Annotated in this window: 23 protein-coding genes; 7 read left to right on the plus strand and 16 right to left on the minus strand. The window is 67.0% G+C overall.

Annotated features, from left to right (window positions below):
• Nucleotides 1–33: 33 nt before the first annotated feature.
• The 10 genes from ACLBWX_RS03665 to fabD all read right to left on the minus strand — a co-directional run bounded on the left by ACLBWX_RS03665 (nt 34) and on the right by fabD (nt 11,932).
• Nucleotides 34–1,719, minus strand: coding sequence for a methyl-accepting chemotaxis protein (locus ACLBWX_RS03665; protein WP_447675713.1), 1,686 nt, complete (start codon nt 1,717–1,719; stop codon nt 34–36).
• 457 nt (nt 1,720–2,176) lie between these two features.
• Complete coding sequence (locus ACLBWX_RS03670) at nt 2,177–3,580, minus strand: dihydrolipoyl dehydrogenase (protein WP_447675714.1); 1,404 nt, start codon at nt 3,578–3,580, stop codon at nt 2,177–2,179.
• Nucleotides 3,581–3,680: 100 nt separating this feature from the next.
• Nucleotides 3,681–4,343, minus strand: a complete 663-nt coding sequence (gene gmk, locus ACLBWX_RS03675; RefSeq protein ID WP_447675715.1) for a guanylate kinase — start codon at nt 4,341–4,343, stop codon at nt 3,681–3,683.
• A 12-nt stretch (nt 4,344–4,355) separates the two neighbouring features.
• The gene (locus ACLBWX_RS03680; RefSeq protein ID WP_447675716.1) at nt 4,356–5,234 is read right to left on the minus strand and encodes a YicC/YloC family endoribonuclease; all 879 of its coding nucleotides are present in this window, start codon (nt 5,232–5,234) and stop codon (nt 4,356–4,358) included.
• A gap of 317 nt (nt 5,235–5,551) precedes the next feature.
• Entirely contained in the window at nt 5,552–6,916 is a 1,365-nt protein-coding gene (gene mltG / locus ACLBWX_RS03685) for an endolytic transglycosylase MltG (protein ID WP_447675783.1), read from the minus strand.
• Between the two features lie 177 nt (nt 6,917–7,093).
• On the minus strand, nt 7,094–8,248 hold the full coding sequence (locus tag ACLBWX_RS03690; protein ID WP_447675717.1) for a hypothetical protein: 1,155 nt from the start codon (nt 8,246–8,248) through the stop codon (nt 7,094–7,096).
• A 26-nt stretch (nt 8,249–8,274) separates the two neighbouring features.
• Nucleotides 8,275–9,537 carry a beta-ketoacyl-ACP synthase II gene (fabF, locus tag ACLBWX_RS03695; RefSeq protein ID WP_447675718.1) on the minus strand — a complete coding sequence of 421 codons (1,263 nt, stop codon included), beginning with the start codon at nt 9,535–9,537 and terminating at the stop codon, nt 8,275–8,277.
• Between the two features lie 85 nt (nt 9,538–9,622).
• Nucleotides 9,623–9,859, minus strand: coding sequence for an acyl carrier protein (locus ACLBWX_RS03700; RefSeq protein WP_018044468.1), 237 nt, complete (start codon nt 9,857–9,859; stop codon nt 9,623–9,625).
• Between the two features lie 374 nt (nt 9,860–10,233).
• Nucleotides 10,234–10,974: a 3-oxoacyl-[acyl-carrier-protein] reductase gene (gene fabG / locus ACLBWX_RS03705; RefSeq protein WP_447675719.1), complete on the minus strand. Its 741-nt coding sequence runs from the start codon at nt 10,972–10,974 to the stop codon at nt 10,234–10,236.
• A gap of 16 nt (nt 10,975–10,990) precedes the next feature.
• Entirely contained in the window at nt 10,991–11,932 is a 942-nt protein-coding gene (fabD, locus tag ACLBWX_RS03710) for an ACP S-malonyltransferase (RefSeq protein WP_447675720.1), read from the minus strand.
• Nucleotides 11,933–12,513: 581 nt separating this feature from the next.
• Between fabD and rpoZ the strand changes: the two genes are divergently transcribed.
• The 3 genes from rpoZ to ACLBWX_RS03725 all read left to right on the plus strand — a co-directional run bounded on the left by rpoZ (nt 12,514) and on the right by ACLBWX_RS03725 (nt 16,442).
• The gene (rpoZ, locus tag ACLBWX_RS03715; RefSeq protein ID WP_055957968.1) at nt 12,514–12,924 is read left to right on the plus strand and encodes a DNA-directed RNA polymerase subunit omega; all 411 of its coding nucleotides are present in this window, start codon (nt 12,514–12,516) and stop codon (nt 12,922–12,924) included.
• A gap of 183 nt (nt 12,925–13,107) precedes the next feature.
• Complete coding sequence (locus ACLBWX_RS03720) at nt 13,108–15,351, plus strand: RelA/SpoT family protein (protein ID WP_447675721.1); 2,244 nt, start codon at nt 13,108–13,110, stop codon at nt 15,349–15,351.
• A gap of 416 nt (nt 15,352–15,767) precedes the next feature.
• A complete protein-coding gene (locus ACLBWX_RS03725; protein ID WP_447675722.1) occupies nt 15,768–16,442 on the plus strand; it encodes a LabA-like NYN domain-containing protein in 675 nt (224 codons plus the stop codon).
• Between the two features lie 18 nt (nt 16,443–16,460).
• Here ACLBWX_RS03725 and smpB read toward each other — a convergent pair whose 3' ends face one another.
• Both smpB and dapA read right to left on the minus strand, forming a co-directional pair.
• Nucleotides 16,461–16,934, minus strand: coding sequence for an SsrA-binding protein SmpB (smpB, locus tag ACLBWX_RS03730; RefSeq protein ID WP_055957959.1), 474 nt, complete (start codon nt 16,932–16,934; stop codon nt 16,461–16,463).
• An 82-nt stretch (nt 16,935–17,016) separates the two neighbouring features.
• Nucleotides 17,017–17,916 carry a 4-hydroxy-tetrahydrodipicolinate synthase gene (gene dapA / locus ACLBWX_RS03735; protein WP_447675723.1) on the minus strand — a complete coding sequence of 300 codons (900 nt, stop codon included), beginning with the start codon at nt 17,914–17,916 and terminating at the stop codon, nt 17,017–17,019.
• 187 nt (nt 17,917–18,103) lie between these two features.
• Between dapA and ACLBWX_RS03740 the strand changes: the two genes are divergently transcribed.
• The 3 genes from ACLBWX_RS03740 to ACLBWX_RS03750 all read left to right on the plus strand — a co-directional run bounded on the left by ACLBWX_RS03740 (nt 18,104) and on the right by ACLBWX_RS03750 (nt 22,118).
• Nucleotides 18,104–20,374 (plus strand): transglycosylase SLT domain-containing protein, encoded by a 2,271-nt coding sequence (locus ACLBWX_RS03740; RefSeq protein ID WP_447675724.1) that lies wholly within the window; start codon nt 18,104–18,106, stop codon nt 20,372–20,374.
• Between the two features lie 68 nt (nt 20,375–20,442).
• On the plus strand, nt 20,443–21,201 hold the full coding sequence (locus ACLBWX_RS03745; protein WP_447675725.1) for a competence/damage-inducible protein A: 759 nt from the start codon (nt 20,443–20,445) through the stop codon (nt 21,199–21,201).
• A gap of 71 nt (nt 21,202–21,272) precedes the next feature.
• Nucleotides 21,273–22,118: a formate/nitrite transporter family protein gene (locus ACLBWX_RS03750; protein ID WP_447675726.1), complete on the plus strand. Its 846-nt coding sequence runs from the start codon at nt 21,273–21,275 to the stop codon at nt 22,116–22,118.
• Nucleotides 22,119–22,125: 7 nt separating this feature from the next.
• Here ACLBWX_RS03750 and ACLBWX_RS03755 read toward each other — a convergent pair whose 3' ends face one another.
• Both ACLBWX_RS03755 and ACLBWX_RS03760 read right to left on the minus strand, forming a co-directional pair.
• Nucleotides 22,126–22,344 (minus strand): hypothetical protein, encoded by a 219-nt coding sequence (locus ACLBWX_RS03755; RefSeq protein WP_447675727.1) that lies wholly within the window; start codon nt 22,342–22,344, stop codon nt 22,126–22,128.
• A 131-nt stretch (nt 22,345–22,475) separates the two neighbouring features.
• Nucleotides 22,476–22,655, minus strand: coding sequence for a hypothetical protein (locus tag ACLBWX_RS03760; RefSeq protein ID WP_056189372.1), 180 nt, complete (start codon nt 22,653–22,655; stop codon nt 22,476–22,478).
• 231 nt (nt 22,656–22,886) lie between these two features.
• Here ACLBWX_RS03760 and ACLBWX_RS03765 point away from each other — a divergent pair, with 231 nt between their 5' ends.
• Nucleotides 22,887–23,771: an outer membrane protein gene (locus ACLBWX_RS03765; RefSeq protein ID WP_447675728.1), complete on the plus strand. Its 885-nt coding sequence runs from the start codon at nt 22,887–22,889 to the stop codon at nt 23,769–23,771.
• A 110-nt stretch (nt 23,772–23,881) separates the two neighbouring features.
• Here the strand turns inward: ACLBWX_RS03765 and ACLBWX_RS03770 are convergent, their stop codons facing one another.
• Together ACLBWX_RS03770 and ACLBWX_RS03775 are read right to left on the minus strand one after the other, a co-directional pair.
• Complete coding sequence (locus ACLBWX_RS03770) at nt 23,882–24,316, minus strand: GlcG/HbpS family heme-binding protein (RefSeq protein ID WP_056189378.1); 435 nt, start codon at nt 24,314–24,316, stop codon at nt 23,882–23,884.
• Between the two features lie 212 nt (nt 24,317–24,528).
• Nucleotides 24,529–25,503, minus strand: coding sequence for an HpcH/HpaI aldolase/citrate lyase family protein (locus ACLBWX_RS03775; protein ID WP_238279725.1), 975 nt, complete (start codon nt 25,501–25,503; stop codon nt 24,529–24,531).
• Nucleotides 25,504–25,631 lie beyond the last annotated feature (128 nt).

The following is a 25,631-nucleotide window of genomic DNA, read 5'->3' on the forward strand; positions in this document are numbered from 1 at the left end:
ACCTCGACGAGGTCGGCTCGTCGAGGTCCGGTCTCAGGCGGCGCGCACGGTCTGGAGGAAGCGCGCGACCTCGGTGTTCAGGTGCTCGGACTGGTGCGAGAGTTCGGAGGCCGCGGACAGCACCTGACCGGCTGCCGTGCCCGTCGCTTCCGAGGCCTGGGCCACGCGCGCGATGTTGCTCGTCACCTCGGTCGTTCCGGTCGAAGCCTGGGCGACGTTGCGGACGATCTCCTGGGTCGCCGCACCCTGCTCCTCGACCGCGGCGGCGATCGAGGTGGCGACCCCGTTGATCTCGCGGATGCGCGTCGTGATCGAGCCGATGGCGGCGACGGCCTGGCCGGTGACGCCCTGGATCTGGCCGATCTGCGTACCGATCTCCTCGGTCGCCCGCGCCGTCTGCGAAGCGAGTTCCTTCACCTCGGTGGCGACCACCGCGAAGCCGCGCCCGGCCTCGCCGGCCCGCGCCGCCTCGATGGTGGCGTTGAGCGCGAGGAGATTGGTCTGGCTCGCGATGTTCGAGATCAGCCCGACCATGTCGCCGATCCGGGCCGAGGCCTGGCTCAGGGCCTGGACCAGCTGCATCGTCTGGTCCGCCTCGCCGACGGCCGTCTGGGCGAGGTCCGACGAGCCCGAGACCTGCCGCCCGATCTCCTGGACCGAGGACCCGAGTTCTTCGGCCGCCGCGGCCACCGTCTGCACGTTGGCGGCCGCCTGCTCGGCCGCGGCGGCGACGCTGACCGACTGGTCCGCCGTCTCGGCCGCCGTCACCGTCATGGTCTGCGCGGTCGCCTGCAATTCCGTCGCCGCGGACGAGACCATGCCGACGATGCCGCCCACCGCCTGCTCGAAGGCGTCGGCCATCTGGCGCATGCCGGCCTTGCGCTGCTGCTCGGCATCGAGGCGCGCCTGCGCCGTCTCGGCCTCCAACTGGCGGGCCTGGATCATGTTCTCCCGGAAGATCAGGACGGCGGCCGACATGGCGCCGATCTCGTCGCGGCGACCGTTCGCCGGGATCTCCGCCGCGGTGTCGCCCGAAGCGAGCCGGCGCATGGCGTCCGTCATGTGCGACAGCGGCCGGCTGATCGCCAGGACCAGCATGGCGACGGCGCCGATGGCGACGAGTGCCGCGAAGAGGACGAAGGCGAGCATCTGGCTGCGCGCATTGTCGTAGGCGCCCTGTGCCTCGGCGCCGCTCGCGGCCGCCGCGGCGACCTCGATCTCCGAGAGCTTGGTCAGGCTGGCGATGACGGCCCGCATCGTCTCGGACAGCGTCGTGTTGTACTGCTCCTGCGCCGCCGGCAGGTCGCCGCGCTCCGCCGCGGCGAGGCCGTCCGTCTGCTGGGCGAGGTAGGTCGCCCACTGGCGCTCGAAGGTGGCGTAGATCTCCCGGGTCGACGCGGTCCGGATCTGCTGGGCGTAGCGCGCCTGCTGCGTGCCGAGCTCGGCGATCCGCTGCTGGATCAGCGCCATGGCCTCCGCCTTCTGCTGCGGGGTCTTGGCGGAGAGCACGCGACCGCCGTTGATGCGAACGCGCAGGGTCGCGGCCTGGATCGCCCCCAGAGCTTGCGTCGCGGGCAGCCTCGCCGTTCGCAGCTCGGTGGCCGCGCTGTTGATGGTCTCGATCTGTTGGTAGGCCAGAGCGGCCAGACCGAAGATCAAGATCAGCATCACCGAGAAGCAGGCGATGAGTTTGCCTTGAAGCGAGGTCGCGATACGCATTATTGTTACTCGATCTCGATATAAGTGAAATATTACTCTCCGTATTCCTTTCATGAAATTTCGAACAGGCCGTTAATGCGCATCCGACGCGGTGCTCAATAAGAGGATGACGCGATAGCTGCAGCTCAATATGCACAGATTGTTGATTTCCAACATTTTTTACATTTGTTCTGCTGTGTCGCGCCGTTTCATGCGTAATTCCCAAGTCTATCGGAGAATTCTGCGCGACGCCGGAACGTCCATCACGACGAACGAAGAAATCCCGATTGTATTCGTCGGCCGACCTGCCCGGTGATGAAACCCGTGGTTCAGTGGCGAGGTCGGGTTCGACCCGGCCGGCGGGTCGTCGCGCGCCTTCGGTCCGATGCGGGATCGGGCTCTGCGGGCTGGAGTCCCACCCGATACGCGCAGGCTTCGCCGGATCGTCCGCGCGCGCCGAAACGAGACCTGGCCCGGATCAGGCCTGCTCGTCCAGCGCCGCGACGATGGCCTGCAGGGCGGTCTTCAGCCCCTCCTCCACGGTCGGATGATAGAAGGGCCGATCGAGAAGGGTCTGCGCGGTCAGCCCCTCCGCGAGGGCGAGGGCGAGGAACTGGGCGAGGTGTTCGCAGGCCGGCCCCAGCATCTCCGCGCCCTTCAGCGTCCCGCCGCGGTCGGCATGCAGCCGCAGGGCGCCGGCATTCTCGGCCATGATCCGGGCCCGGCCCTGATCGCGGAAATCCACCGTGCCGAGGACCCGGTCCGTGGCCGCGGGATCGTAGGCCTCGCCGACGCTGGCCGCCTGGGGCTCGGTGAAGACCATGGTGAGCGGGGTCCAGGGCCGGGGCGACGCGACGGCCGCCCGGCCCGAGGCGACGAGGCGCGCGGCGTTGGCGCCCGCGATCCGGCCCTGGCGCGCGGCCTCGTGCAGCACCGGCCGGTCGGCATTGGCGTCGCCCGCGATGAAGATCGGAGCGCCGGCGCAGAGCAGGCTGCGGGAATCGAAGTCCGGCAGGCCGTGATCGTCGAGGCTCAGGGCCGCCTCCGCGAGGCCGAGATGCCGGACGTTGGGCGGGCGGCCCGCCGCCGCGAGGACCCGGGCGAAGGTGCCCGTCGCGCGGGTTCCGGCCTCGTCCGTCCAGGTCAGGCGCACGCCGTCTCCCGCGCGGACACCGGCCTCGACGGTGCCGCCGAGGTGGAGAACCATCTCCTCGCCGAAGAGCCGGCGCGCCTCGGCGGCGAGGCCGTCGTCGCGCAGGCCGGCGAGATGCGTGCCCGGGTCGAACAGGGTGACGGCGACCCCGAGGCGGGCCATGGCCTGCGCCAGTTCGAGGCCGACGGCGCCGCCGCCGAGCACCGCGAGGGACTCCGGCAGGTCTGCGATCTCGAACACCGTGTCGCTGGTGAGCAGCCGGTCGCCGAGGTCGCGCAGGGGCTCGGGCACGGCCGGGCTCGATCCGGTGGCGACGACCGCGGCGCGGAAGCGCAGGGTGGTGTGGTCGTCCACCGCCAGGGCGTCGGGTCCGGTGAAGCGGGCGCGCCCGGCGAGGCGGGCCTCGGCGGGAATGGCGTCGACGCCCGCGAGTACCCCGGCCACGAAGCGGTCGCGCTCGCACCGGACGCGGTCCAGCACGCGGCGGCCATCCACCCGCACCGGGCCGGCCTCGATGCCGAAGACGCCGGCGTGGCGCGCCGCATGCGCGGCGTTGGCGGCCGTGATCAGCAGCTTCGAGGGCATGCAGCCCACCCGGGCGCAGGTGGTGCCGCCGGGGCCGGCCTCGATCAGGACGGCGTCGGCGCCGCCGTCGCGGGCGGCGCGGAAGGCGGCGAGGCCGGCGGTGCCGGCGCCGATCACGGCGATGTCACTGGATCTCTCGCGCATCGCGACGGCTCTCGGGTTCGCGCCTCTCGACCCCGGCCACCGGAATCGCGGTCCAACCCGCAGGGTTCGGCGAACGTTCCTGTCCGCGGCAACCCGCCCCTCAGTCGGGCTCGGCGAGCAGGCCCTCGACGAAGGCGGTCAGGCCGGTGCGGCGGGCGCGCTTCTGCCGCTCGGCGATCAGGATGCCCTCCAGGGAGCGGAAGGCGTCGTCGAGGTCGTCGTTGACGATGACGTAGTCGTATTCGCTCCAGCGCTGGATCTCCAGCCGGGCGTTGGCGAGGCGCTTCTCGATGGTGTCCGGGGAATCCTCGGCCCGGCGCTCCAGGCGGTGGCGCAGTTCGGCCAGCGACGGCGGCAGGATGAACACCGTCACCACGTCCTCGGCGAGCTTGGCCCGCACCTGCCGGGTGCCCTGGTAGTCGATGTCGAAGATCATGTCCCGGCCGGCGCCCAGCACCTTCTCCACGGGCTTGCGCGGGGTGCCGTAGAAATTGCCGTGCACCTCGGCCCATTCGAGCAGGTTGTCGGCGCTGCGCAGGGCGTCGAAGGCCTCGCGGTCGATGAAGCTGTAGTGCTTCCCGTCGATCTCCGAGGGACGGCGCTGCCGGGTCGTCACCGAGATCGAGAGGTCGAGCCCCCATTTCGGATCGGCGGCGACCGCCCGGGTCAGGGTCGTCTTGCCCGCGCCCGAGGGCGAGGACAGGATGAGGATGAACCCGCGCCGCGCGATCGCCCCGGCATTCATCGTCAATGCGTCGCGCATCTCTGGAAAAACCTATTCGACGTTCTGAACCTGCTCCCGGAATTGCTCCACCACGGCCTTCAAGTCGAGTCCGATCCGCGACAGCGCGATGTCATTCGCCTTGGCGCACAGGGTATTGGCCTCGCGCCCGAGCTCCTGGGCCAGGAAATCGAGCTTGCGGCCGACGGCGCCGCCCGCGGCCAGCAGCTCGGCCGCGGCGGCGAGGTGGGCCTGGAGGCGGTCGAGCTCCTCGCGCACGTCCGCCTTGGCGGCCAGCAGCACCGCCTCCTGGTGCAGGCGGTCGGGATCGAGGGTGCCGGCCTCCAGCAGGGTCGCGACGGTGGCGGCGAGGCGCGCCCTCACCGCCTCCGGCCTGCGGGCCGGACAGGCCTCGGCGGCGGCGGTGAGGCGGGCCATCTCGGCGAGCTGGCCCTCGATCACCCCGCGGAGCGCCCGCCCCTCGGCCCGGCGCGCCTCCACGAGGTCGGCCACGAGGCGGACCACGCCCTCGGCGAGGTCGCGGGCCAGGGCCTCCGCGTCGGCGCCCGGCTCCTCGTCGGCTTCGATGACCCCGCGGATGCCGAGGAGCCCGTCGAGGGTGGCGGGCGCCAGCCCCTCGGGCCGGGGCACGCGGGCGACGGCGGCGGCGAGCTGGCCGAGCAGCGCCTCGTTGAGGCGCACGCGGGGCGCCGCCTCGGGCCGGGTCAGGCTCAGGGAGAGCTGGCACTGGCCGCGGGCCAGGGTCTTCTGCAGGGCGGTGCGGGCGACCTCGCCGAGGGCGTCGTAGCCGTTCGGCACCCGCAGGCGCACGTCGAGGCCGCGCCCGTTCACGCTGCGGACCTCCCAGGCCCATTGCACCGGCCCGGTGGTGCCCGCCGCCCGGGCGAAGCCCGTCATGCTGGAGAGGATCATGGCTGTCTTCGCGTTCGTTCCGGCCCCCGTGTGGGGAGGGGCTGGGAGTGGGGTGGTCGGACGACCCTGCCGGGTGTGGAGGCGAGCGGTGCCACCGTCATTCCGGATGGGAGAGCGGGCGTTCGCCTATGAAGGCACCCCGTCATTCCGGGGCGCCGCAGGCGAGCCCGGAATCCAGAGCTGCCGACGGAGTCACATTCTGCACCCCTTGCGGTTCTGGATCCCGGGCTCCGCTCCGCGGCCCCGGGATGACGGGGTGGTTCATCCGGCATCTCGGGCTGAAGCGCTTGTTGTTCAGCCCCCCAACCGGAAGCCCCTTACGGCTGCTTGAGCACCGGCACGGTCTTGGGCGAGTTCAGGTCGAAGGTCTTGTTGCGCAGGGGGTCGAGGCGGGTGCCCTCAGAGGCGTCGAAGGCCTTCGGCCGGTTGGCCCCGCCCTCCGGAGTCGCGGCCATGTTGGTGCCCTCGGGGGCGTAGGCCGAGGCGGTGCCGGGGACGGCGGCGGCGCCCGGCGGGTCGGCCTTGTCGACCACCGCGTCCGGCGTCGGCGTCTGGCGGGCGCGCTCGACCTGGCGCCAGCGGGCGACGTTGCGCGAATGGCCCTCCAGGGTCTCGGCGAAGGCGTGGCCGCCGGTGCCGTCGGCCACGAAGAACAGGTCCTTGGTGCGCGAGGGGTTGGCCACCGCCTCCAGGGCCGCGCGGCCCGGATTGGCGATGGGGCCGGGGGGCAGGCCCTCGATCACGTAGGTGTTGTAGGGCGTCGCGCGTTCGATCTCGGCCCGCTGGATGCCGCGCCCGAGGGTGCCGCGCCCGCCCACCAGCCCGTACACGATGGTCGGGTCCGATTGCAGCTTCATGCGCTTGTTGAGGCGGTTGACGAACACGCCCGCGACGCGGGGCCGCTCGTCGGCCCGGCCGGTCTCCTTCTCGACGATGGAGGCCAGCGTCACCATCTCGGCCGGCGTCTTCACCGGGATCTCGGCCGAGCGGCGCAGCCAGATCTGGTTGAGCACCTCGCGCTGCTTGGCGCGCATCAGGTTCACGATCTGCTGGCGGGTGGCGCCGCGCTCGAACTTGTAGGTGTCGGGCAGGAGCGAGCCCTCGGGCGGGATCTCGTTGATGTCGCCCGCGAGCACGTCGTTCTCGTTGAGCCGCATCACGATCTGCTCGGAGGTCAGGCCCTCGGGAAACGTGATGGCGTGCTGCACCTGCCGGCCGGAGGCCAGGGTGTCGATGGCCTCGCCGATGCTGGCATGGGCCTTGAACGTGTACTCGCCGGCCTTCAGGGCCTTGCCCGAGAAGCGGGCGGCCCATTCGAACAGGGCGGTGTGGGTGATGACGCCCTCGCGGGACAGCGCCTCGGCGATCTCGGAGGTGCCGCTGCGGGGCGGGATGACCACGACCTTGTCGGCGGAGAGCGGCCCCGGCTCCTTGGTCTGGCGCTCGAACAGGGTCACGCCGATCATCACCGCGATGGCGAGCACCACGGAGGCGGTGAGCAGGCCGGAGATGCGGGCGAGCAGCCCGCCGCGCTCACGGACCGGGCGGACGGGCGGCGGCGGCGCGGCGGTGGGCTTGATCGCCTCGCTGGGGCTGCGGGGCGACAGGCGATTGGGCAGGGCCGGCTCGTCGGAGGCGATCGGCGCGGGCGCCGGGGTTTTGTCGCGCTTGCGGAAGAACATGGACATCCTGTTCGGGCCTCAGGTCCCCGCCCCGGCCGCCGCCGGATGGTTTGGGGGATTTCGTGCGCCCGAGTCGAGTCGGTGGGCGCGCGGGGCCGGGAGTCTGGCGCGCGAACTTGGTGGGTTTTATGGCGAAAGGGGGGACTCGCCTAAGCCTGCTCGACGATGGACTAGCGACTAGAGAGACGTTTTATAATTGCCTTCAGTTCGGGAAAGAAGCTCTGCCTCTGAGCAGCAGATATTATCCGCATTCCGTACAAATTTCTCCAAAAGAAGCTTCGTGCGCTTATCGCAGCAGAAAATATCTACGTAGGGCTGATACATGCAATGCATTGCATCGCCGAAGTCACCTTGTTTCAGAGAAGCGATCTTCAGGAAATCAATTTTTTTGGCCGGGTTTGCATGAGCCTGTATTTTTTTTAAAGATAATTGAGCAATCATTCCGAGTAAATTTTTAGTTCCAAGAGCGGATCCAGGCTCAGAATTCGGGCTCGCACCAAGTTTCATAAGCGTATCTTGGAAGTATTCTTCTGAGATAAAATACCGCTCCATCGCGGAGCTAAAATCCTTAAACGACATTCCTGTTACTGATTGAACCTCAGCAGCATGTGATATCTGGCTATCGATTATCGAAATAAGTCTTTCCGACTGACGCCAGAAAAAATGGGATATTGGTTTAACGTCAAAATCAGGATGAAACGAGAGCTTCGCTAATACTGCCGGATGGAGAATTGTCTCGCGAAGGAGTATTTCAAAATTGGTCGGGTCAACTCTGCCTAAAATCGCATCGTATAATCCCCCAGCTTGAAAAATCGGAGCTATTTCGGGAAGCACTGCTTGAGCTTCTCGCAGCATCGCTTCTTGATTAAATTTAAGGAGTTCTACCGCAGTAGGCCGAAATTTTCCCCGAATTATATACTTAGCTCTCGCCTGCCTCCGCAGATTTCCTTCAGGAAAATTTTCTAACGCTTTCCTGATTGCTTCTTTAGTTTTCAACCGAATATTCGAGAAGGAAGACACATTATCATCAAGATAAATTATTTCATGCCATTTACAATATATATCTGCCTTGAAATCTTGATTGCGCGAGGAAATTTCAAGATCGATTATACTGGAGAATGGCAAGACAGGAATTGCATATTCGCGATCCATAATAATTCGCAGTCTATCGATGGATTGATCGATCGAACTTGCAGATTTAGGAAGAGCCTCGATAATATGACAAATAGAGGAGGCAAATTTAACGTTCTTTTCGTTCCTTAGCTGCTTAATTGTATCGGATCGCAGAGTTGTGAAATTAGTTATTGCAGATGAGTCTAAATACACGATCATTATCGTGACGAAATCTTTAACGCGACCTAATCCACCCGCCGCATCACCAAGCTCGCATTCGTCCCGCCAAACCCGAACGAATTCGACAGCACCGTATCCACCCGCTTGCGCTTGGCCTCGTGCGGCACGAGGTCGATCGCGGTCTCGACGGAGGGATTGTCGAGGTTGAGGGTCGGCGGCAGGATGCCGTCGCGGATGGTCAGGATCGAAAAGATCGCTTCCACGGAGCCGGCCGCACCCAGCAGGTGGCCGATCGAGGACTTGGTGGAGGACATCGAGGCGCGGGCTGCGTGGTCGCCGAGCAGGCGCTCCACGGCCTTCAGCTCCAGCTCGTCGCCCATGGGCGTCGAGGTGCCGTGGGCGTTGATGTAGTCGAGGTCCGACGCCTGGATGCCGGCGCGCTTCACGGCGGCGCTCATGCAGCGGAAGGCGCCGTCGCCGTCCGGGGCCGGCGAGGTGATGTGGTAGGCGTCGCCCGTGAGGCCGTAGCCGATCACCTCGGCGTAGATCTTGGCGCCGCGGGCCTTGGCGTGCTCGTATTCCTCGAGCACGACGACGCCGGCCCCCTCGCCCATCACGAAGCCGTCGCGGTCGCGGTCGTAGGGGCGCGAGGCCTTGGTGGGCGCGTCGTTGAAGCCGGTGGAGAGGGCGCGGCAGGCGGCGAAGCCCGCGAGCGCGAGGCGGTTCACCGGCGATTCGGCGCCGCCCGCCACCATGACGTCGGCATCGCCGAACTGGATCAGCCGGGCGGCGTCGCCGATGGCATGCGCCCCGGTGGAGCAGGCCGTCACCACCGCGTGGTTCGGCCCTTTCAGGCCGTGCGCGATCGAGATCTGGCCGGAGGCCAGATTGATGATGCGGCCGGGAATGAAGAAGGGGGAGATGCGGCGCGGACCCTTGTCGTGCAGGGTCACCGAGGCGTCGTAGATGCCGCCGATGCCGCCGATGCCGGAGCCGACCATGACGCCGGTGGCGCACTTGTCCTCGTAGGAGGTGGGGTGCCAGTCGGCGTCGTTCAGGGCCTCGCCGGCGGCCGCCATCGCGTAGACGATGAACGGATCGACCTTGCGCTGCTCCTTCACCTCCATGAAGGCGTCGGGATCGAAGCTGCCGTCGGAGCCGTCGCCGAAGGGCACGGAACACGCGATGCGGCAGGCCAGGTCGTCCACGGGAAACGCCGTCACGACCTTGGCGGCCGACTCGCCGGCGATCAACCGGCTCCAGGTGGCTTCGACCCCGCTGGCCAGCGGCGTCACCATCCCCAAGCCCGTCACCACTACCCGACGCATCGCGCTATCCCGAACCGGTCCTGTCATCACAACGAATGGCGCGCGGGGTCCGTTTCCAGACCCCGCTCACGCGCGACCCGTGGCCTTAAGCGGAGTTCTTCTCGAGGAACTTCACCGCATCGCCGACCGTCTGGATGGTCTCGGCGGCATCGTCGGGGATCTCGACGTTGAACTCTTCCTCGAACGCCATCACGAGCTCGACGGTGTCGAGGCTGTCGGCGCCGAGATCATCGATGAAGTTCGCGCCCTCGACCACCTTCTCCGGCTCAACGCCGAGGTGCTCGACAACGATCTTCTTCACGCGCTCAGCGATATCGCTCATCGGTCTTGGTCCTTAGCTCTTCAAGGTCGTGATGGTGCAAGGATCTTGTTGGTGAAGAGTCTTGCTGGTGGAAGGTCGGTGAAGGTGCCGTGGCCGCCGTCCCGTCCCCGGGACTGGCTGTTCGGATTGAGCGGCCGGTGTGTTCGATCGCGCGTTTCGGGCAAGTCACCGTACTTGTCCAGTCAGTGACCCACGTTTTTCAAACATCCGCAACACGCTGAATCGGCACCCCCCTCGCACGGCAGCCGGGGTGTTAACACAGGGTTCCGACGCTGGCGAGAGCCTGTTCACAACCCGTTCATCGCTGTGGCCTTTTCGAGCCAATCGCCTGATTTTCGGGCTGTGCGATGCAGCGAGACGGGGGCGCCGGCGCCTCAGTACATCGCCATGCCGCCGTTCACGTGCAGGGTCTGGCCGGTGACGTAGGCGGCCTCGTCGGAAGCGAGGTAGATCGCGGCCGCGGCGATGTCGGTGCCGGTGCCGAGCCGCCCCATCGGCACGCGCCCGAGGATGCCCTCGCGCTGCTTGTCGTTCAGCGCGTCGGTCATCGGCGAGGTGATGAAGCCCGGCGCGATGCAATTGACGGTGAGGTTGCGGGTGGCGACCTCGGCCGCCAGCGCCTTGGTCATGCCGACCAGGCCGGCCTTGGCGGCGGCGTAGTTCACCTGCCCCGGATTGCCGGTGGCGCCCACCACCGAGCCGATGTTCACGATGCGGCCGTGGCGGCGCTTCATCATGCCCTTCACGGCCGCCCGCGACAGCCGGAACGCCGCCGAGAGGTTGACGGCGATCACCGCGTCCCACTCGTCGTCCTTCATGCGCAGCACGAGGTTGTCGCGGGTGATGCCGGCATTGTTCACCAGGATGTCGAGGCCGCCGAGCGCCGCCTCCGCCGCCGGCACCAGGGCTTCCACCGAGGCCTTGTCGGAGAGGTCGCCCGGCACGACGTGGACGCGCTCCCCGCCGAGTTCCGCCGCGAAGGCCTCCAGGGCGGCCTGGCGGGTGCCCGAGATCGCGAGGGTCGCCCCTTGCGCGTGCAGGCCCCGCGCGATGGCGCCGCCGAGGCCGCCGGTGGCGCCGGTGACGAGGGCCTTGCGGCCGGTCAGGTCGAACATGGGAGAATCCTGTGGTTCAGCCGAAGCTGGGAAAAGCCGCGATGTCGTCGGGAGTGCCGACCGCGCTCGCGGCGGCGCCCGGCACAATTCGCTTGACGAGTCCGGTGAGCACCTTGCCGGTGCCGATCTCGCTGAACTGATCGATTCCGGTGGCGGCCATCGCGGCGACGCAGTCGCGCCAGCGCACCGTTCCGGTGACCTGCGCGACCAGCGCCTCGCGGATCGCGGCCGGATCGGTGACGGGCGCCGCCAGAACGTTGGCGTAGACCGGCACGACCGGGCTGTGCATCGCGACCTCGACAAGCGCTCTCTGCATACGAGCGGCGGCCGGCGCCATCAGCGAGCAGTGGAACGGGGCCGAGACGTTGAGCATGACGGCACGCTTGATCCCGCGCGACGGGGCCAGCGCCACCGCGCGCTCGACCGCGGCCCGGTCGCCCGAGAGCACGACCTGGCCGCCGCCATTGTCGTTGGCGACCTCGCAGACCGCGCCCTCGGCGGCGTCCGCGGCGATCGCCTGCGCAGCCTCGGCATCGGCCCCGATCAGCGCCGCCATGGCGCCGGCGCCGGGCGCCACCGCGTCCTGCATGGCGGTGCCGCGAATGCGCAGCAGCCGGGCGGCGTCCGCGATCGAGAAGGTGCCGGCGGCCGCGAGCGCGGTGTATTCGCCGAGCGAATGGCCGGCGACGCAGGCCACGTCGCGCTTCAAATCGAGGCCGCGCTCGGCCTCCAGCACCCGCAGGGTCGCGAGGCTCGCGGCCATCAGGGCCGGCTGGGCGTTGGCGGTGAGGGTCAGTTCCTCCACCGGGCCCTCGAACATCAGGCGCGCGAGCGGCTGGCCCAGGGCCTCGTCGACCTCCGCGAACACGTCGCGGGCTTGGTGGAAATGCTCGGCGAGCGCCCGCCCCATGCCGACGGCCTGGCTGCCTTGGCCCGGGAAGATGCAAGCGCGCGCCATCTGAAGTCCTCGTCGTGCCGGATCGCCCCGAGAGGCTCGGCCCGGGACAGGAAGGGCGGCGCAGTCGCACCGCCCGCCACCTGTGTCAACATGGCACTGCAGCGACCCGACGCGCCTTCACCCCCCGTTGAAGAAGTCGACCATGCCGGAATCGAGGCTTTCGGAAGTCCCGACGATCGGCAGCCTGCAGGCTTTGAGCCGATCCAGCGAGCAGTTCCCGACGTTCCTTTCGTTGAAGAACTCTCTGAGGCTACGCCTGAACAACCTGATCCTGCGGTCAGGACCGTCTCCTACGGCGACCGAGTCAATGTGTAGGCGAGGCTGGGACGGCAGGGGCCGCGAATCCCTGCCGTTGCCGAGCAGGTCGCGGCGGATGTTTGCCGCGGCAATTCCCGTCTACAGCCGACCGACGTGTCCCGTGCCGGATGCGGTGTGGAGGGAACAGGGGGGGGGCGGAATGCCGGAGGATCGTCGAACGTGCGCAACGGGATAGACCGGCCGTGGCGCTTGTTGCCCGACGTCAAGGGGTGTATGAGGCGGGCTCAGCCCAGAAATTCCGTCCGAGGAAGGAGCCGTCCGCCATGGCTCGCGTCACCGTTGAAGACTGCATCGATAAGGTCGAGAACCGCTTCGAGCTGGTTCTGCTGGCCAGCCACCGTGCCCGCCTGCTCGCCGCGGGCGCCCCGCTGACGATCGACCGCGACCGCGACAAGAATCCTGTCTGCGCCCTGCGCGAGATCGGTGACGAAACGATCACCGCGGACGACCTCAAGGAACAGCTCATCCACTCGATGCAGAAGTACGTCGAGGTCGACGAGCCCGAGGCCGAGACCGTGCCGCTCCTCTCGAGCTCGCCCGCTGCCGCTGCGGTCGCTCCGCCCTCTTCGAGCGACGACGGCGCGGTTCAGTTCGACCGCATGAGCGAGGAAGACCTCCTGCGTGGCCTCGAGAATCTTGCTCCGCCCACCGAGACGGACGACGAAGCCGAGTAAACCGCTTGCGCCCAGATCGATCATTCGAAGGACCCGGCCTCCAAGCCGGGTTTTTTCGTTTCCGGGGCTCGAATTGCGGCCGATGCGACGCCGTGGGGCTGGCGTGCCCGCGTGCGATGCGGGACACATCGAGGGAGTGGATCCGGTACCGGACCCACCGCGCGTGAAAGGGTCTTCCGGCGGATGATGCGCCAATACGAACTTGTCGAGCGGGTGAAGCGCTACAATCCCGCGGCGAACGAGGCCCTGCTGAACCGCGCCTACGTCTACGCCATGCGCGCCCACGGCACGCAGAAGCGCGCCTCGGGCGATCCATTCTTCGCCCATCCCCTCGAAGTCGCCGGAATCCTCACCGACCTTCGGCTCGACGATGCCACCATCGTCGCCGCGGTGCTGCACGACACCGTGGAGGATACGGCCGCCACCCTCGACGAGATCCGCGAGCTCTTCAGCCCGGAAATCGGTGCCTTGGTGGACGGCCTGACCAAGCTGAAGCGCCTCGACCTCGTCTCGAAGCGCGCAGCGCAGGGCGAGAACTTCCGCAAGCTGCTCCTGGCGGTGGCGGCCGATGTCCGCGTTCTCCTCGTCAAGCTCGCCGACCGCCTGCACAACATGCGCACCCTCCATCACATGCGTGCGGACAAGCGCGAGCGCATCGCCGAGGAAACCCTCGACATCTACGCGCCGCTCGCCGGCCGCATGGGCATGCAGGAACTGCGCGAGGAATTGGAAGACCTGGCCCTCCGCAACCTCAAGCCCGAAATCTACGCCACCATCGCGCAGCGCCTTGCCGACCTGTCAGCGAAGTCCGAGCGCCTCGTGGAGAGCATCGAGCACGACCTGGCCGCGAAGCTCGCAGCGCAAGGCATCAAGGCCGTCGTCACGGGACGCCAGAAGCGGCCCTACTCGATCTCGGCCAAGATGGAGCGCAAGTCCGTCGCCTTCGAGCAACTGTCGGACATCTTCGGCTTCCGGGTCGTGGTGGAGACCCTGGGCGACTGCTACGGCGCGCTCGGCGTCGTCCATACGAGCTGGCCGATGGTCCCGGGCCGGTACAAGGACTACATCTCGACGCCGAAGCAGAACGACTACCGCTCGATCCACACCACGGTGATCGGCCCGAAGAGCCAGCGCGTCGAGTTGCAGATCCGCACCGCCGCCATGGACGAGATCGCCGAGTACGGCATCGCGGCCCACGCCCACTACAAGGAGAGCGGCGGCAAGGACGAGATCGGCGCCGGACATCCGCGGCTCGCCACCGAGAGCGGCGCCTATCAGTGGCTGCGCCGAACCATCGAACTCCTGGCCGAGGGCGACAGCCCGGAGGAGTTTCTCGAGCACACCAAGCTCGAACTCTTTCAGGATCAGGTGTTCTGCTTCACGCCGAAGGGGCGCCTGATCGCCCTCCCCCGCGGCGCGACCCCGATCGATTTCGCCTACGCCGTCCATACCGACGTCGGGAACACGGCAGTGGGCGCCAAGATCAACGGCCGCATGGCGCCGCTGCTGCACGAACTCGTCAACGGCGACGAAGTCGAGATCGCCCGCTCAGACGGCGCCTCGCCACCCGCGGCATGGGAATCTCTGGTGGTCACCGGCAAGGCGCGCTCCGCGATCCGGCGGGCGACCCGCTCCGCGGTGCGGCGTCAATATGCCGGCCTCGGGCGCCAAATTCTCGATCGTGCCTTCGAGCGGGCGGCCAAGAGCTTTTCCGAGGACAAGCTGCGCGGTGCGCTTCCGCGCCTCGCCCGGCAGAGCACCGAGGACGTGTTCGCCGCGGTCGGGCGCGGCGAGATGTTCTCCGGCGACGTGGTACGGGCGGTTTATCCGGACCACAAGGACGAGCGCCGCAGTGCTCCGGCGCCCCTGCCGCAGCCGGCCTCTACGGACGGTGCCGGGCGCCTCAGCCTCGCCAAGGATCAGACCATGCGCCTGACCTTCCCGGAAGGGGCGGGTACGGACCATGGCCGCTCGGACGGCATCCCGATCCGCGGGCTCGACAGCGACCTGCCGGTGAGCTTCGCACCCAATGGTGGCGCTGTACCCGGCGACCGCATCGTGGGGATTCTCACTCCCGGGGTCGGCGTTACGATCTACCCGATCCAGTCGGCGGCCCTGGCCGCCTTCGACAACGAACCCGACCGCTGGCTCGACGTGCGCTGGGATGTCGAAGCCGGGACCAGCGAGCGCTTCCCGGCGCGCCTCGCCCTGCAATCGATCAACGAACCCGGCGTCCTCGCACAGATCGCTCAGGTCATCGCCGACCACGACGGCAACATCGACAACGTCTCGATGAAGCGAAAGACGCAGGACTTCACCCAGATCGTCATCGACCTCTCTGTTTGGGACTTGAAGCACCTGAACGCGATCGTATCCGAGCTTCGTGGCAAGCGGACGGTCAACAAGGTCGAGCGCGTGAACGGGTAGGCCCGACGGTTCTTGCGGAGGGACCAAGCATCGGCACGGCGCGTCGAGGCGGCGCGGCTGTCTGCCTTGTACGGCGGCTGCTCCACTTCCGCAGGATCACCGGAATACACATCCGTTGCGCGCAGATTCGGCGTACGAGACATCGTCGGTTCCGGATCGGGGACGAGCCGATGAATTCGACTCCCATTAATTTTCCTAAGTCAGCAAAATTTGACTTTCCGCGTCGCAGAGCCTTAATCAATCAGAAGGTATTGCAGTCGACATATCAGCGCTGCACGATCAGTCTCCAGTCCTCTATTATGCTCGTTTTTCCGGAACTTCTGGAGTGAGACTGGGTCTGAGATGCAAAACCCGGCCACGGCGCCATTGTAATTTTCAATATTTATTTCTTTGCCCTCCTGTTAAGTGGAATTTTTATGAGCGCACATCAGCGCAGCGCCCTGTTTATCGATGGTGCCAATCTCTACGCGGCAACGAAGGCACTCGGCTTCGACATCGATTACAGAAGACTCTTGAGAGAGTTTCAGTCGAAAGAGTCGCTGCTTAGGGCTTTTTACTATACGGCAATCGTCGAAGATCAGGAATATTCTTCGATTCGTCCGCTCATCGATTGGCTCGACTACAACGGCTTTCGGGTCGTCACCAAGCCCGCCAAGGAATTCGTCGACTCGATGGGTCGGCGGAAGGTGAAGGGGAATATGGATATCGAGTTGGCGATCGATGCGCTGGAACTCGCTCCTCATATCGACCACATGGTGTTGTTCTCGGGTGACGGAGACTTCCGCTCTCTGGTCGAGGCGATGCAGCGCCGCGGCGTCCGGGTGACCGTCGTCAGCACGATCCAGACGCAGCCAGCGATGATCGCGGACGATCTGCGGCGGCAGGCGGACGAGTTCGTCGATTTGGCGCATCTCATCTCGCGGATCGGCCGCGATCCCGGCGAGAGAGCGTCGCGCGGTCCGGACAACCGGACCAACGGCGACACCGGGACCCGTTCCCGCGGCGAGACGCCGGAACGTTCGGCGCGCCCGAGCCCGGCCCTCGAGAGCCGCTACGGCATCCGCCAGGACGACGAGCCGGTCGGCTCGTGAGGCCGTCGAACTTCGGCGTCAGCCCTTGTCGCGCATGATGCGGGCGCGGTCGCGCTGCCAGTCTCGCTCCTTCGAAGCCTCGCGCTTGTCGTGAAGCTTCTTGCCGCGGCCGAGGCCGAGCTCGATCTTGGCCCGGCCGCGTTCGTTGAAGTAGATCTTCAGCGGCACGACGGTGAAGCCTTCGCGTTGCGTGGCACCGATCAGCTTGTTGATCTGCTTGCGATGGAGCAGCAGCCGGCGCGGTCGCTTGGTCTCGTGGTTGAAGCGGTTGGCCTCGACGTATTCCGGGATGTAGGCGTTGAACAGCATCAGGTCGGTGCCGGACGGACCGGCATAAGCCTCCCCGATGGTCGCCTTGCCCTTGCGCAGGGATTTGACCTCGGTCCCCGTCAGGGCGAGCCCGGCCTCCAGCGTATCGGTAATCTCGTAGTGGTAGCGGGCGGCGCGGTTGTCGGCGACGACGCGGCGGTTCGATTCGGGTTTGGGAGCCATCACAACGTCGGGTCAGGCCGGTCGCGCCATCGCTGCCGGGCCGAGGGATATGGTTCTGCGCGGACCGCTTTGCCAGGCGGGCTCAGGCGTCGAGCAGGCCGGCGTGGCGCAGGGCGGCATCGACGAGCGCCTTCGTCTCCGCACTGACCGTCAGGAGCGGCAGCCGCACCTCGTCGGTCATCAAGCCGAGGCGCGCGAGGGCATACTTCGCTGGCGACGGATTTGGCTCCACGAACATACTGGCATGCAGCGGCATCAGCCGATCCTGGATCTGCAGCGCCTTGACGTAATCGCCGCCGAGGGTCGCCTCCTGCAGATCGGCGCAGAGCCGGGGAGCCACGTTCGACACGACCGAGATGCAGCCGCAGCCGCCATGGGCGTTGAAGCCCAGAGCGGTCGCGTCTTCGCCGGAAAGCTGGATGAAGTCTTCACCCATGGCCTGACGCTGAAGGCTGACCCGGTCGAGCTTGGCCGTCGCATCCTTCACGCCGGCGATGTTCTTGAGTTCGTAGAGGCGCGCCATCGTTTCGACGCTCATGTCGACGATGGAACGCCCGGGAATGTTGTACAGGATGATTGGAATGCCGACGGCGTCGTTGACGGCCTTGAAATGCGCGTAGAGCCCGGCTTGGGTCGGCTTGTTGTAGTACGGCGTCACCACGAGCACGGCATCGGCGCCGGCCTTCTCGGCGTGTCGGGCGCGCTCGACGGCCTCGGCGGTGGAGTTGGAGCCGGCACCGGCGATCACGGGCACGCGGCCGGCTGCCTCGTCGATGCAGATCTCGACCACGCGGTCGTGCTCGGTGTGGCTCAGGGTCGGGCTCTCTCCGGTGGTGCCGGTGGGAACGAGCCCGTGGATGCCTTCAGCGATCTGCCAATTCACGAATTTGCGGAAGGCCGCCTCGTCGAAGGCTCCGTCCTTGAACGGAGTCACGAGGGCGGACATCGCGCCCCTGAGGCGTCGTGTGGAGGTCTCGGTCATCCTGGCGTTCCCAGCCGTCGGTCTCGTCGTGCGCCGGTGTTCCGGCAGCGGCACCGCTTCACGCGGACGGGCAGACATAGGCCCTCGCCCGCACCGGCGCAAACGCTGCTTTTACGGGGTTAATGCCTTCTTAATGCCCTTTGGGTGAGCTTGAAGGCCTGTCCACGGTGATGGGACTGGAAGAACCATGGTGTTCTCGACGCAGCGCGCAGCCCTGATGCTGGCCTTCAGCCTGGTTTCGGCCGGAGCCATCGCGGCCTCCTCCGGCCCGGAGGCGGATGCCCCGAGCCTACGCCCGGCCAGCGATGCGGTGGCCCCCTCCTCCGCCCTCCCGGAGGCCAAGGTCGCCGACCCGACGACGGCCGATGCCCTGAAGATCGAGGCGAGATCGCCCGAGGCCGCGCCGAGCCAGGGCCTGCCCGCTGCCGCGAAGGCCTACGCCTCCGCCGATCCCGAAGCCGGAATTGCCTTTCCGATGCCGGACGCCGCCGTCTCCCCGGCGGCACCCGTCCCGGAAGTACCCGACTTGAGCCGCGCCGCCCAGGTGGCGCCCGATGTCGACCTGCCGGCCCTGCGCCAGGCGATCGACGCCTATCGCAAGGGGCGGGTCTCCGAGGGTGATCGCCTGCGGGACGGCTTCAAGGATCCGGCGGCGCGTGCCCTCCTCGAATGGGTGGCGATCCGGGCGGGTGCCGGCATCGGCTTCGAGCGCACGATCGCCTTCACCCGAAGCAATCCCGACTGGCCAGCAGGTCCACTCCTGCGCCGCCGGGCCGAAGAGGCCCTGCTCACCGAACGTCGCAATGCCGCCACCGTTAGAGCCTTCTTCGCCGCCTCGCGGCCCGCGAGTGCGCCGGGCAAATTCGCCCTGGCGCTGGCCTCCAAGGCGGATGGCCTCGACGAGGACGCCGCTGCCCTGATCCGCGACCTGTGGCGGTCCGAGACTTTCGGCCGAAACCTCGAGGCGAAGGTCCTCGACGCGTTTCCCACGACCCTGACGCGGATCGACCACCGTTACCGGATGGAGCGCGCGCTGCTGAAGGAGGATTACGACACCGCCGGTCGAGCCGCCACTTTGGCCGGCAGCAGCTACGCGACCCTGGTTCGCGCCCGCCGGGCCGTCGAGGACAAGAGTTCTGCAGCTCCCTCCGCCCTCAACGCGGTCCCCCCGTCCCTGCGGAGCGACTCCTCCTACATCCTGTCGCGGGCGCAATACCTGCGCCGGCACGACAAGTTCGCCGAGGCGGCCGCGATGCTCGCCACCGCACCCTCGAACCCCGACGTTCTGGTCGACGGCGACGAGTGGTGGGTCGAGCGCCGGATCGTCGCCCGCAAGCTCATCGACAGCAACGACCCGGGCGCCGCCTACGCGGTGGCCCGCGCTCCCTGCGCCCGCACCGTCGAGAAGCGGATCGAGGCCGAGTTCCACGCCGGCTGGATCGCGCTGCGCTTCCAGGACGACGCCGCCAAGGCGGCGCAGCACTTCGCCGAAGCGGCCCGAATCGCCGAGACGCCCATCTCCCTGGCCCGTACAGCCTACTGGCAGGGTCGCGCCGCCGAGGCCCTGGGCCAAGCCGAGGCCGCCAGGGCCTTCTACGAGCGCGCCGCCCTCCAGCCCATCGCGTATTACGGGCAGCTGGCGCGAACGAAGCTCGGACGCTCCAGCCTGTCGCTGCGCAGCATCCCCGCGCTCGACGCCACCCGACAGGCCGCCTTCGACCAGCGCCTCTACGTCCGGGCCTTGAAGATGCTGGAGGCCGCCGCGATCCGCGACCTGGCCCTGCCCCTCTACATCGATAGCGCCAACCGCCTCACGGATGCGGCCGAGCTCGAAGCGCTCGGCAACGTCGCCGCCGAGCAGCGCAACTCCCGCGCCCTGGTGGCCATCGGCAAGATCGCTGTCCAGCGCGGCCTGCCCCTCGATGCCCATGCCTACCCGACCATCGGCATCCCGAACTACGAGGCCTCCTCCGCCGTGCCCCTGGTGGAGAAGGCGATGGTCTACGCCATCGCCCGGCAGGAGAGCCAGTTCGACCCGCTGGCCCAGTCCAGCGTCGGCGCGCGCGGCCTGATGCAGATGATGCCGGCCACCGCCCAGCGCACCGCGCGCCGGGTCAGCGCGAGCTTCGACACCGATCGCCTGACCAGCGACCCTGCCTACAATGCCCGCCTGGGGCAAGCCCATCTCGGCGAGCTGATGGAGGATTGGCGCGGCTCGTACATCCTCGCCTTCGCCTCGTACAATGCCGGCGGCGGCAATGTGAAGAAGTGGATCGACGCCTACGGCGACCCGCGCAAGGGCGGAGTCGATCCCATCGACTGGGTCGAGCGCATCCCGTTCACCGAGACGCGCAACTACGTTCAGAGGGTGATGGAGAACCTGCAGGTCTACCGCAATCGCCTCGACGGCAAGAGCGCCCTCCTCATCGACGGCGACCTTCAGCGCGGAGCACGCTGAAGACGCGTGGTCAAGCGCGCACGGCCGCGCTAGTTGGCGGAGTCTCTCCCGCTTGCCCCGGATTCGCCGTGCCCGAACCTGTCGACCCCGCCGCCATCACCGCTGCCGTCCTGGTCATCGGTGACGAGATCCTGTCCGGGCGCACCAAGGACAAGAATATCGGCACCATCGCGGATTACTGCACCGCCATCGGTATCGATCTGAAGGAAGTGCGTATCGTGCCCGACGAGGCGGACCGCATCGTCGACGCCATCAATGCCTTGCGTGGCTCCTACACCTACCTCTTCACCACCGGCGGCATCGGCCCGACGCACGACGACATCACGGCCGACTGTGTAGCCGCCGCCTTCGGCGTGTCGATCGACGTCGACCCACGCGCGAAGGCGATGCTGCTGGAGCGCCACCGGCCCGAGGACTTGAACGAGGCACGCTTGCGCATGGCCCGCATCCCGGCCGGAGCCGACCTCATCGCCAATCCGGTTTCCAAGGCGCCGGGCTTCCGCCTTGGCAACGTCATCGTCATGGCCGGCGTGCCGGGGATCATGCAGGCCATGCTCGACAACGTCGGACCGACCCTGGCGACCGGTGCAAAGGTGCTGTCGGAGACGATCGATGCCGGCAACCTGCCCGAGGGCACCTATGCGGGCGGCCTCGCGGCCATCGCCAAGGCCCACGCGACGGTCTCGATCGGCTCCTATCCGTCGATGACGCCGAATGGTTTTGCCAACCGGATCGTCGTACGCGGCCGGGACGCTGCGGCTCTGACCGCGGCCCGAGCCGCGGTGGATGCACTCCTCGACGGATTGCGAAGCGGCTCACCCGCCTGAACATCCATGCACCCGATTCGCTTCCATCCGAACGAACCCTCGCCGTTCGAGCGAACCCAGGAGCAGATGTGATGGTCGACGAGCGCGAGGATGGGGTCGACGCGAAGGCCGAGACCGTCGCGGAGATCGGTCGACCCGACGCCTTCGTGCTGCACGAGGTCATCCGTCTCGAGGGCGACGAGGAGCTTCGACGCCAGGGGAGCGCCCTCTTGCTGTCTGCCATCGCTGCCGGCCTGACGATGGGGTTCTCCCTTATCGTGCCCGGCGTGCTGAAGGCGCACCTGCCCGAGGCGCCTTGGGCCGGCCTGATCACGAGCCTCGGCTACGCCACCGGCTTCCTCATCGTGGTCCTGGGGCGCCAACAGCTGTTCACCGAAAACACGCTGACCCCCATCCTGCCGCTGCTGCACGACCGGAGCCGGGCAACCCTGAGGCGTGTCCTCCGCCTCTGGGGAATCGTGCTGTCGGGCAACATCGTCGCGACGGCGATGATCGCGGCGGTACTTACCTATTCGGACGCCTTCGAACCGGGTGTCCACGCCGCGTTCTCGGCGCTGAGCCATCACGCCATCGGATCGGCCTTCGGCACCACGGTGATCAAGGCCGTCTTCGCCGGTTGGCTCATCGCCCTGATGGTATGGATGCTGCCGGCGACGGGCTCGGCCGCGCCGTTCGTCATCATCCTCATCACTTGGCTGGTCTCGATGTGCGGACTCAGCCACATCGTCGCCGGTTCGGTCGACGCATTCTACCTCGTCTTCGCCGGTCAGGCGACCATGGTCGACTACGTTTGGCGCTTCTTCCTGCCGACGCTCATCGGAAATGTCTTCGGTGGCACCGCCCTGGTGGCGGTGCTGAACTTCGGGCAGGTCGCCCCGGAGGTCGAAGAACAGAAGGCGTCCGCCGGTGAGGCATGATCCGCCATCAATCGTCCCGGTCGGGCCGCCCCCGGACGAAGCCGTGCGAGATCAGCCGATCGCGTCGAAGAGTTCGCCGCTCAGCCTCGCACAGATCGGTCAGGGCGTCGGCGACGGCGCGATGCAGGGCCACGATCGCATCGCCCCCGGCTTCCTCCAGATAGGCGTCGACGATCGTCTCCGCCGACGCGGTCCAGGCGGGCGCGGGGGTGGGCCGGGACTGCATCGACGATCCTGATTGAGAACATATCAGGAACATGCAGTGGAAGGACCGGAATGGTCAACAGGGTCGCCGAGCTTTTCTCCGGGCTCGATCCGTCGAGCGTGCCGACCCCCGAAGATGTGCCGGCACCGTCTTCACGCGCGAACCAGCCCCTTGCCCTTCACGGCGGCTGCCAGAGCTTTCAAGTTGCGGTTGAGGTCTGCGATCTCGTTCAGGGCGATCGTCTTATGGCCGTCCTTGACCGCGCGCTCGATGTCGCTGACCTGATCGGTCGCGATGCGCTTCAGTTCGGCGGCGAGCTGGTCCCGGGTCATCGTCGCTCCTGTCACGGCTGGAGGGCTGCAGATCCGGGATAGCGCAACGTGCTTAACCGGCCGTTGTCGACCGCCGCAACGCACCATCCGATCGCGACGGAACCCGCGACAGGGCGAAAATCGGTCCGTTACCTGACGCTTCCGAAGGGGGTGTGTCCTGTGGGGCATAGTGCGGCCGGACAACCCCGGGTAGCTTGACGGCAATTCTCCGACCCTGGGACAAACACCCCGATGATCGCAAAATTCCTTTTGGCCGGCACTGCTTCGCTCGTCGCCCTCGGCGCGGCCCATGCCGCTGACCTTCCGCGCCGTCAGGCGCCGCCGCCGGTCTTCGTACCGGTGCCGGTCTTCACCTGGACCGGCCTCTACATCGGCACCCACAGTTCGTACGCGTTCAGCGACAACCAGACCATTCGTACGGTGGGCAACAATGATGCAACGGGCGGCCTGACCGACACGCGCCTCAACGTCGCCCGCGAGCGTCGTCCCTCCAGCTTCAAGGCTGAGCAGGACGGCATCGGCAATATCGGTGGCGGCATCGGCTATAACTACCAGCTCACCCCGGGCTCCGGTTTCGTCATCGGTGCCGAGGCCGATGTGACCTGGACCGATATCGGCAAGCGTCGTGACTATTTCAGCGCTCCCAGCGTCTTCAACGCCGGTATTCCTGACCCGAGCAGCTTCCGGAACCGCCTGAACTACCTCGGCACCGTGCAGGGCCGTCTCGGCTACGCCTTCGACCGGTTCCTGGTCTACGGGACCGGCGGTTTTGCCTACGGCGAAGTCAAGTACCAGGCCGACTTCTTCAACGGCGCAAACCAGCTCGCCTATTTCGGTCGCTACAAGGGCATGGAGACGGGCTACGTCTACGGCGGTGGCGTCGAGTACGCGATCCCGACCGACAGCTTCCTGAACCGCTTCAACTTCATCGGCGGCCTCCTCGGTGCCAGCGCGATCACGCTGAAGGCCGAGTACCTCCGCTACGACCTCGGCAGCCGCAACGTTCTCGTGAACACGACCGGCCTCACCACTGCAACTGGCTCGTATACCTCGCGCTTCAACACCGAGGGCAACCTCATCAAGGCCGGCTTCAACTACAAGTTCGGCTCCATGTAAGCTCCGACCCGGCGGCGATCTCCGCTCGCCGGAACGTGAAGCACATACAAGAAAGCCCCGCTCGCGAGAGCGGGGCTTTCTGCCGTTCAGGACGCACTCAACCGCGCGGATCAGGTCCGCCAGGGATGCGCAGGCAGTTCGGTGGATCCGATGGAGCTGGCACCGGCCAGTGCCACGGCGTGATCGTTCTCCACCGTCGAGCCGCTGACGCCGATCGCGCCTGACATCTCACCGTCCTTGTCCACGATCGGGATACCGCCCGGGAAGGTGATGAGGCCATCGTTCGAGTGCTCGATGCCGTAGAGTGGCCCGCCCGGCTGGGAGAGTTGGCCAATCTGGCCGGTCATCATGCCGAAGAACACCGAGGTCTTGGCCTTCTTGTGGGAGATGTCGATGGAGCCGACCCAGGCGCCGTCCATCCGGTAGAAAGCCTTCAGGTTTCCGCCGGAATCCACGACGGCGATGCACATCTGTGTGCCGAGTTCCACGGCCTTCGCGCGGGCGGCCTCAATGGCCTTGTGTGCGTCTTCGATGGTCACATGCATGATGAGATCTCCCTGGATGCCTGGTGAGGGTCTTGTGTCATGCGGCCGCCGGAGAACCCGGCTGGGCATTGATCCGACAACGCTCGCCGTCGGCGGCCGCAGGCTAACGAATGGTCGCCGGGACTGGTGCCGGTACCCGGCTCCCGAAACAAAAGGGCCGCCCTCGAAGGGGCGGCCGAGTCATGGGTCTCTTCGGGCGTCGCGCCGAGCCTTCAGCTGGCGGACATCGCGTTGGCCTTCTCGATCAGCGCCTCGGCCATGCGGATGGAGGCGATGTCGATGAGGCGGCCGTCGAGGGAGACGGCGCCACGGCCGGCCTTGGCGGCCTCCTCCATGGCCTCGAGGATGCGGCGGGCCTTGGTGACCTCCGCCTCCGAGGGGGTAAAGACCTCGTTGGCGAGATCGATCTGCGAGGGGTGGATCGCCCACTTGCCCTCGAAGCCGAGCGCGGCGCAGCGGCGGGCCGCAGAGGTGTAGCCGTCCGGATCGGAGAAGTCGCCGAAGGGACCGTCGATGGGGCGCAGGCCGTAAGCGCGGCAGGCGATCAGCATGCGGTTCTGCGCGAACAGCCAGGGATCCTGCCAATGGGTCTCGCGGTTGCCTGCCTCGTCCTTGTCGGTGAGCACCGAGAAGTCCTTGTTCACGCCGCCGATGACAGTGGAGCGCGCGCGGGTCGAGGCGGCGTAATCGGCGACGCCGAACGACATAGCCTCCAGGCGCTTGGACGAGGTGGCGATGGCCTCGACGTTTGCCATGCCCAGCGCCGTCTCGATCAGCACCTCGAAGCCGATCTTCTTCTCGCGCTTTTTGGCCTGCTCGATCTGGGTCGTCAGCACGTCGATGGCGTAGACGTCGGCCGGCACGCCGACCTTCGGGATGAGGATCATGTCGAGGCGCGGACAGGCTTCGACGATGTCGACGACGTCGCGGTACATGTAGTGGGTGTCGAGACCGTTGATGCGGATCATCATGGTCTTGGTGCCCCAATCCAGGTCGTTGAGCGCCTGGATGATGTTCTTGCGGGCCTGCTCCTTGTCGTCCGGGGCCACCGCATCCTCGAGATCAAGGAAGATGACGTCGGCCTTCGAGCTCGCGGACTTCTCCATGAAGGTCGGGTTGGAGCCGGGAACGGCGAGTTCCGAGCGATGGAGACGCGGGGTCGCCTGCTGGATCAGGGTGAAGCTCATTGGGTATCCTTCCTGTTCGACGTATTCTGGACGTTCATGAGACCCGAAAGTCGGGCCACCATACCGATGGAGGTGGGCCCGCGCGCTAGCCCGCAGGCCGTGGAGCCCCTCCCGTACCCTTACAATTT

This window comes from Methylobacterium sp. M6A4_1b, from assembly GCF_053345175.1.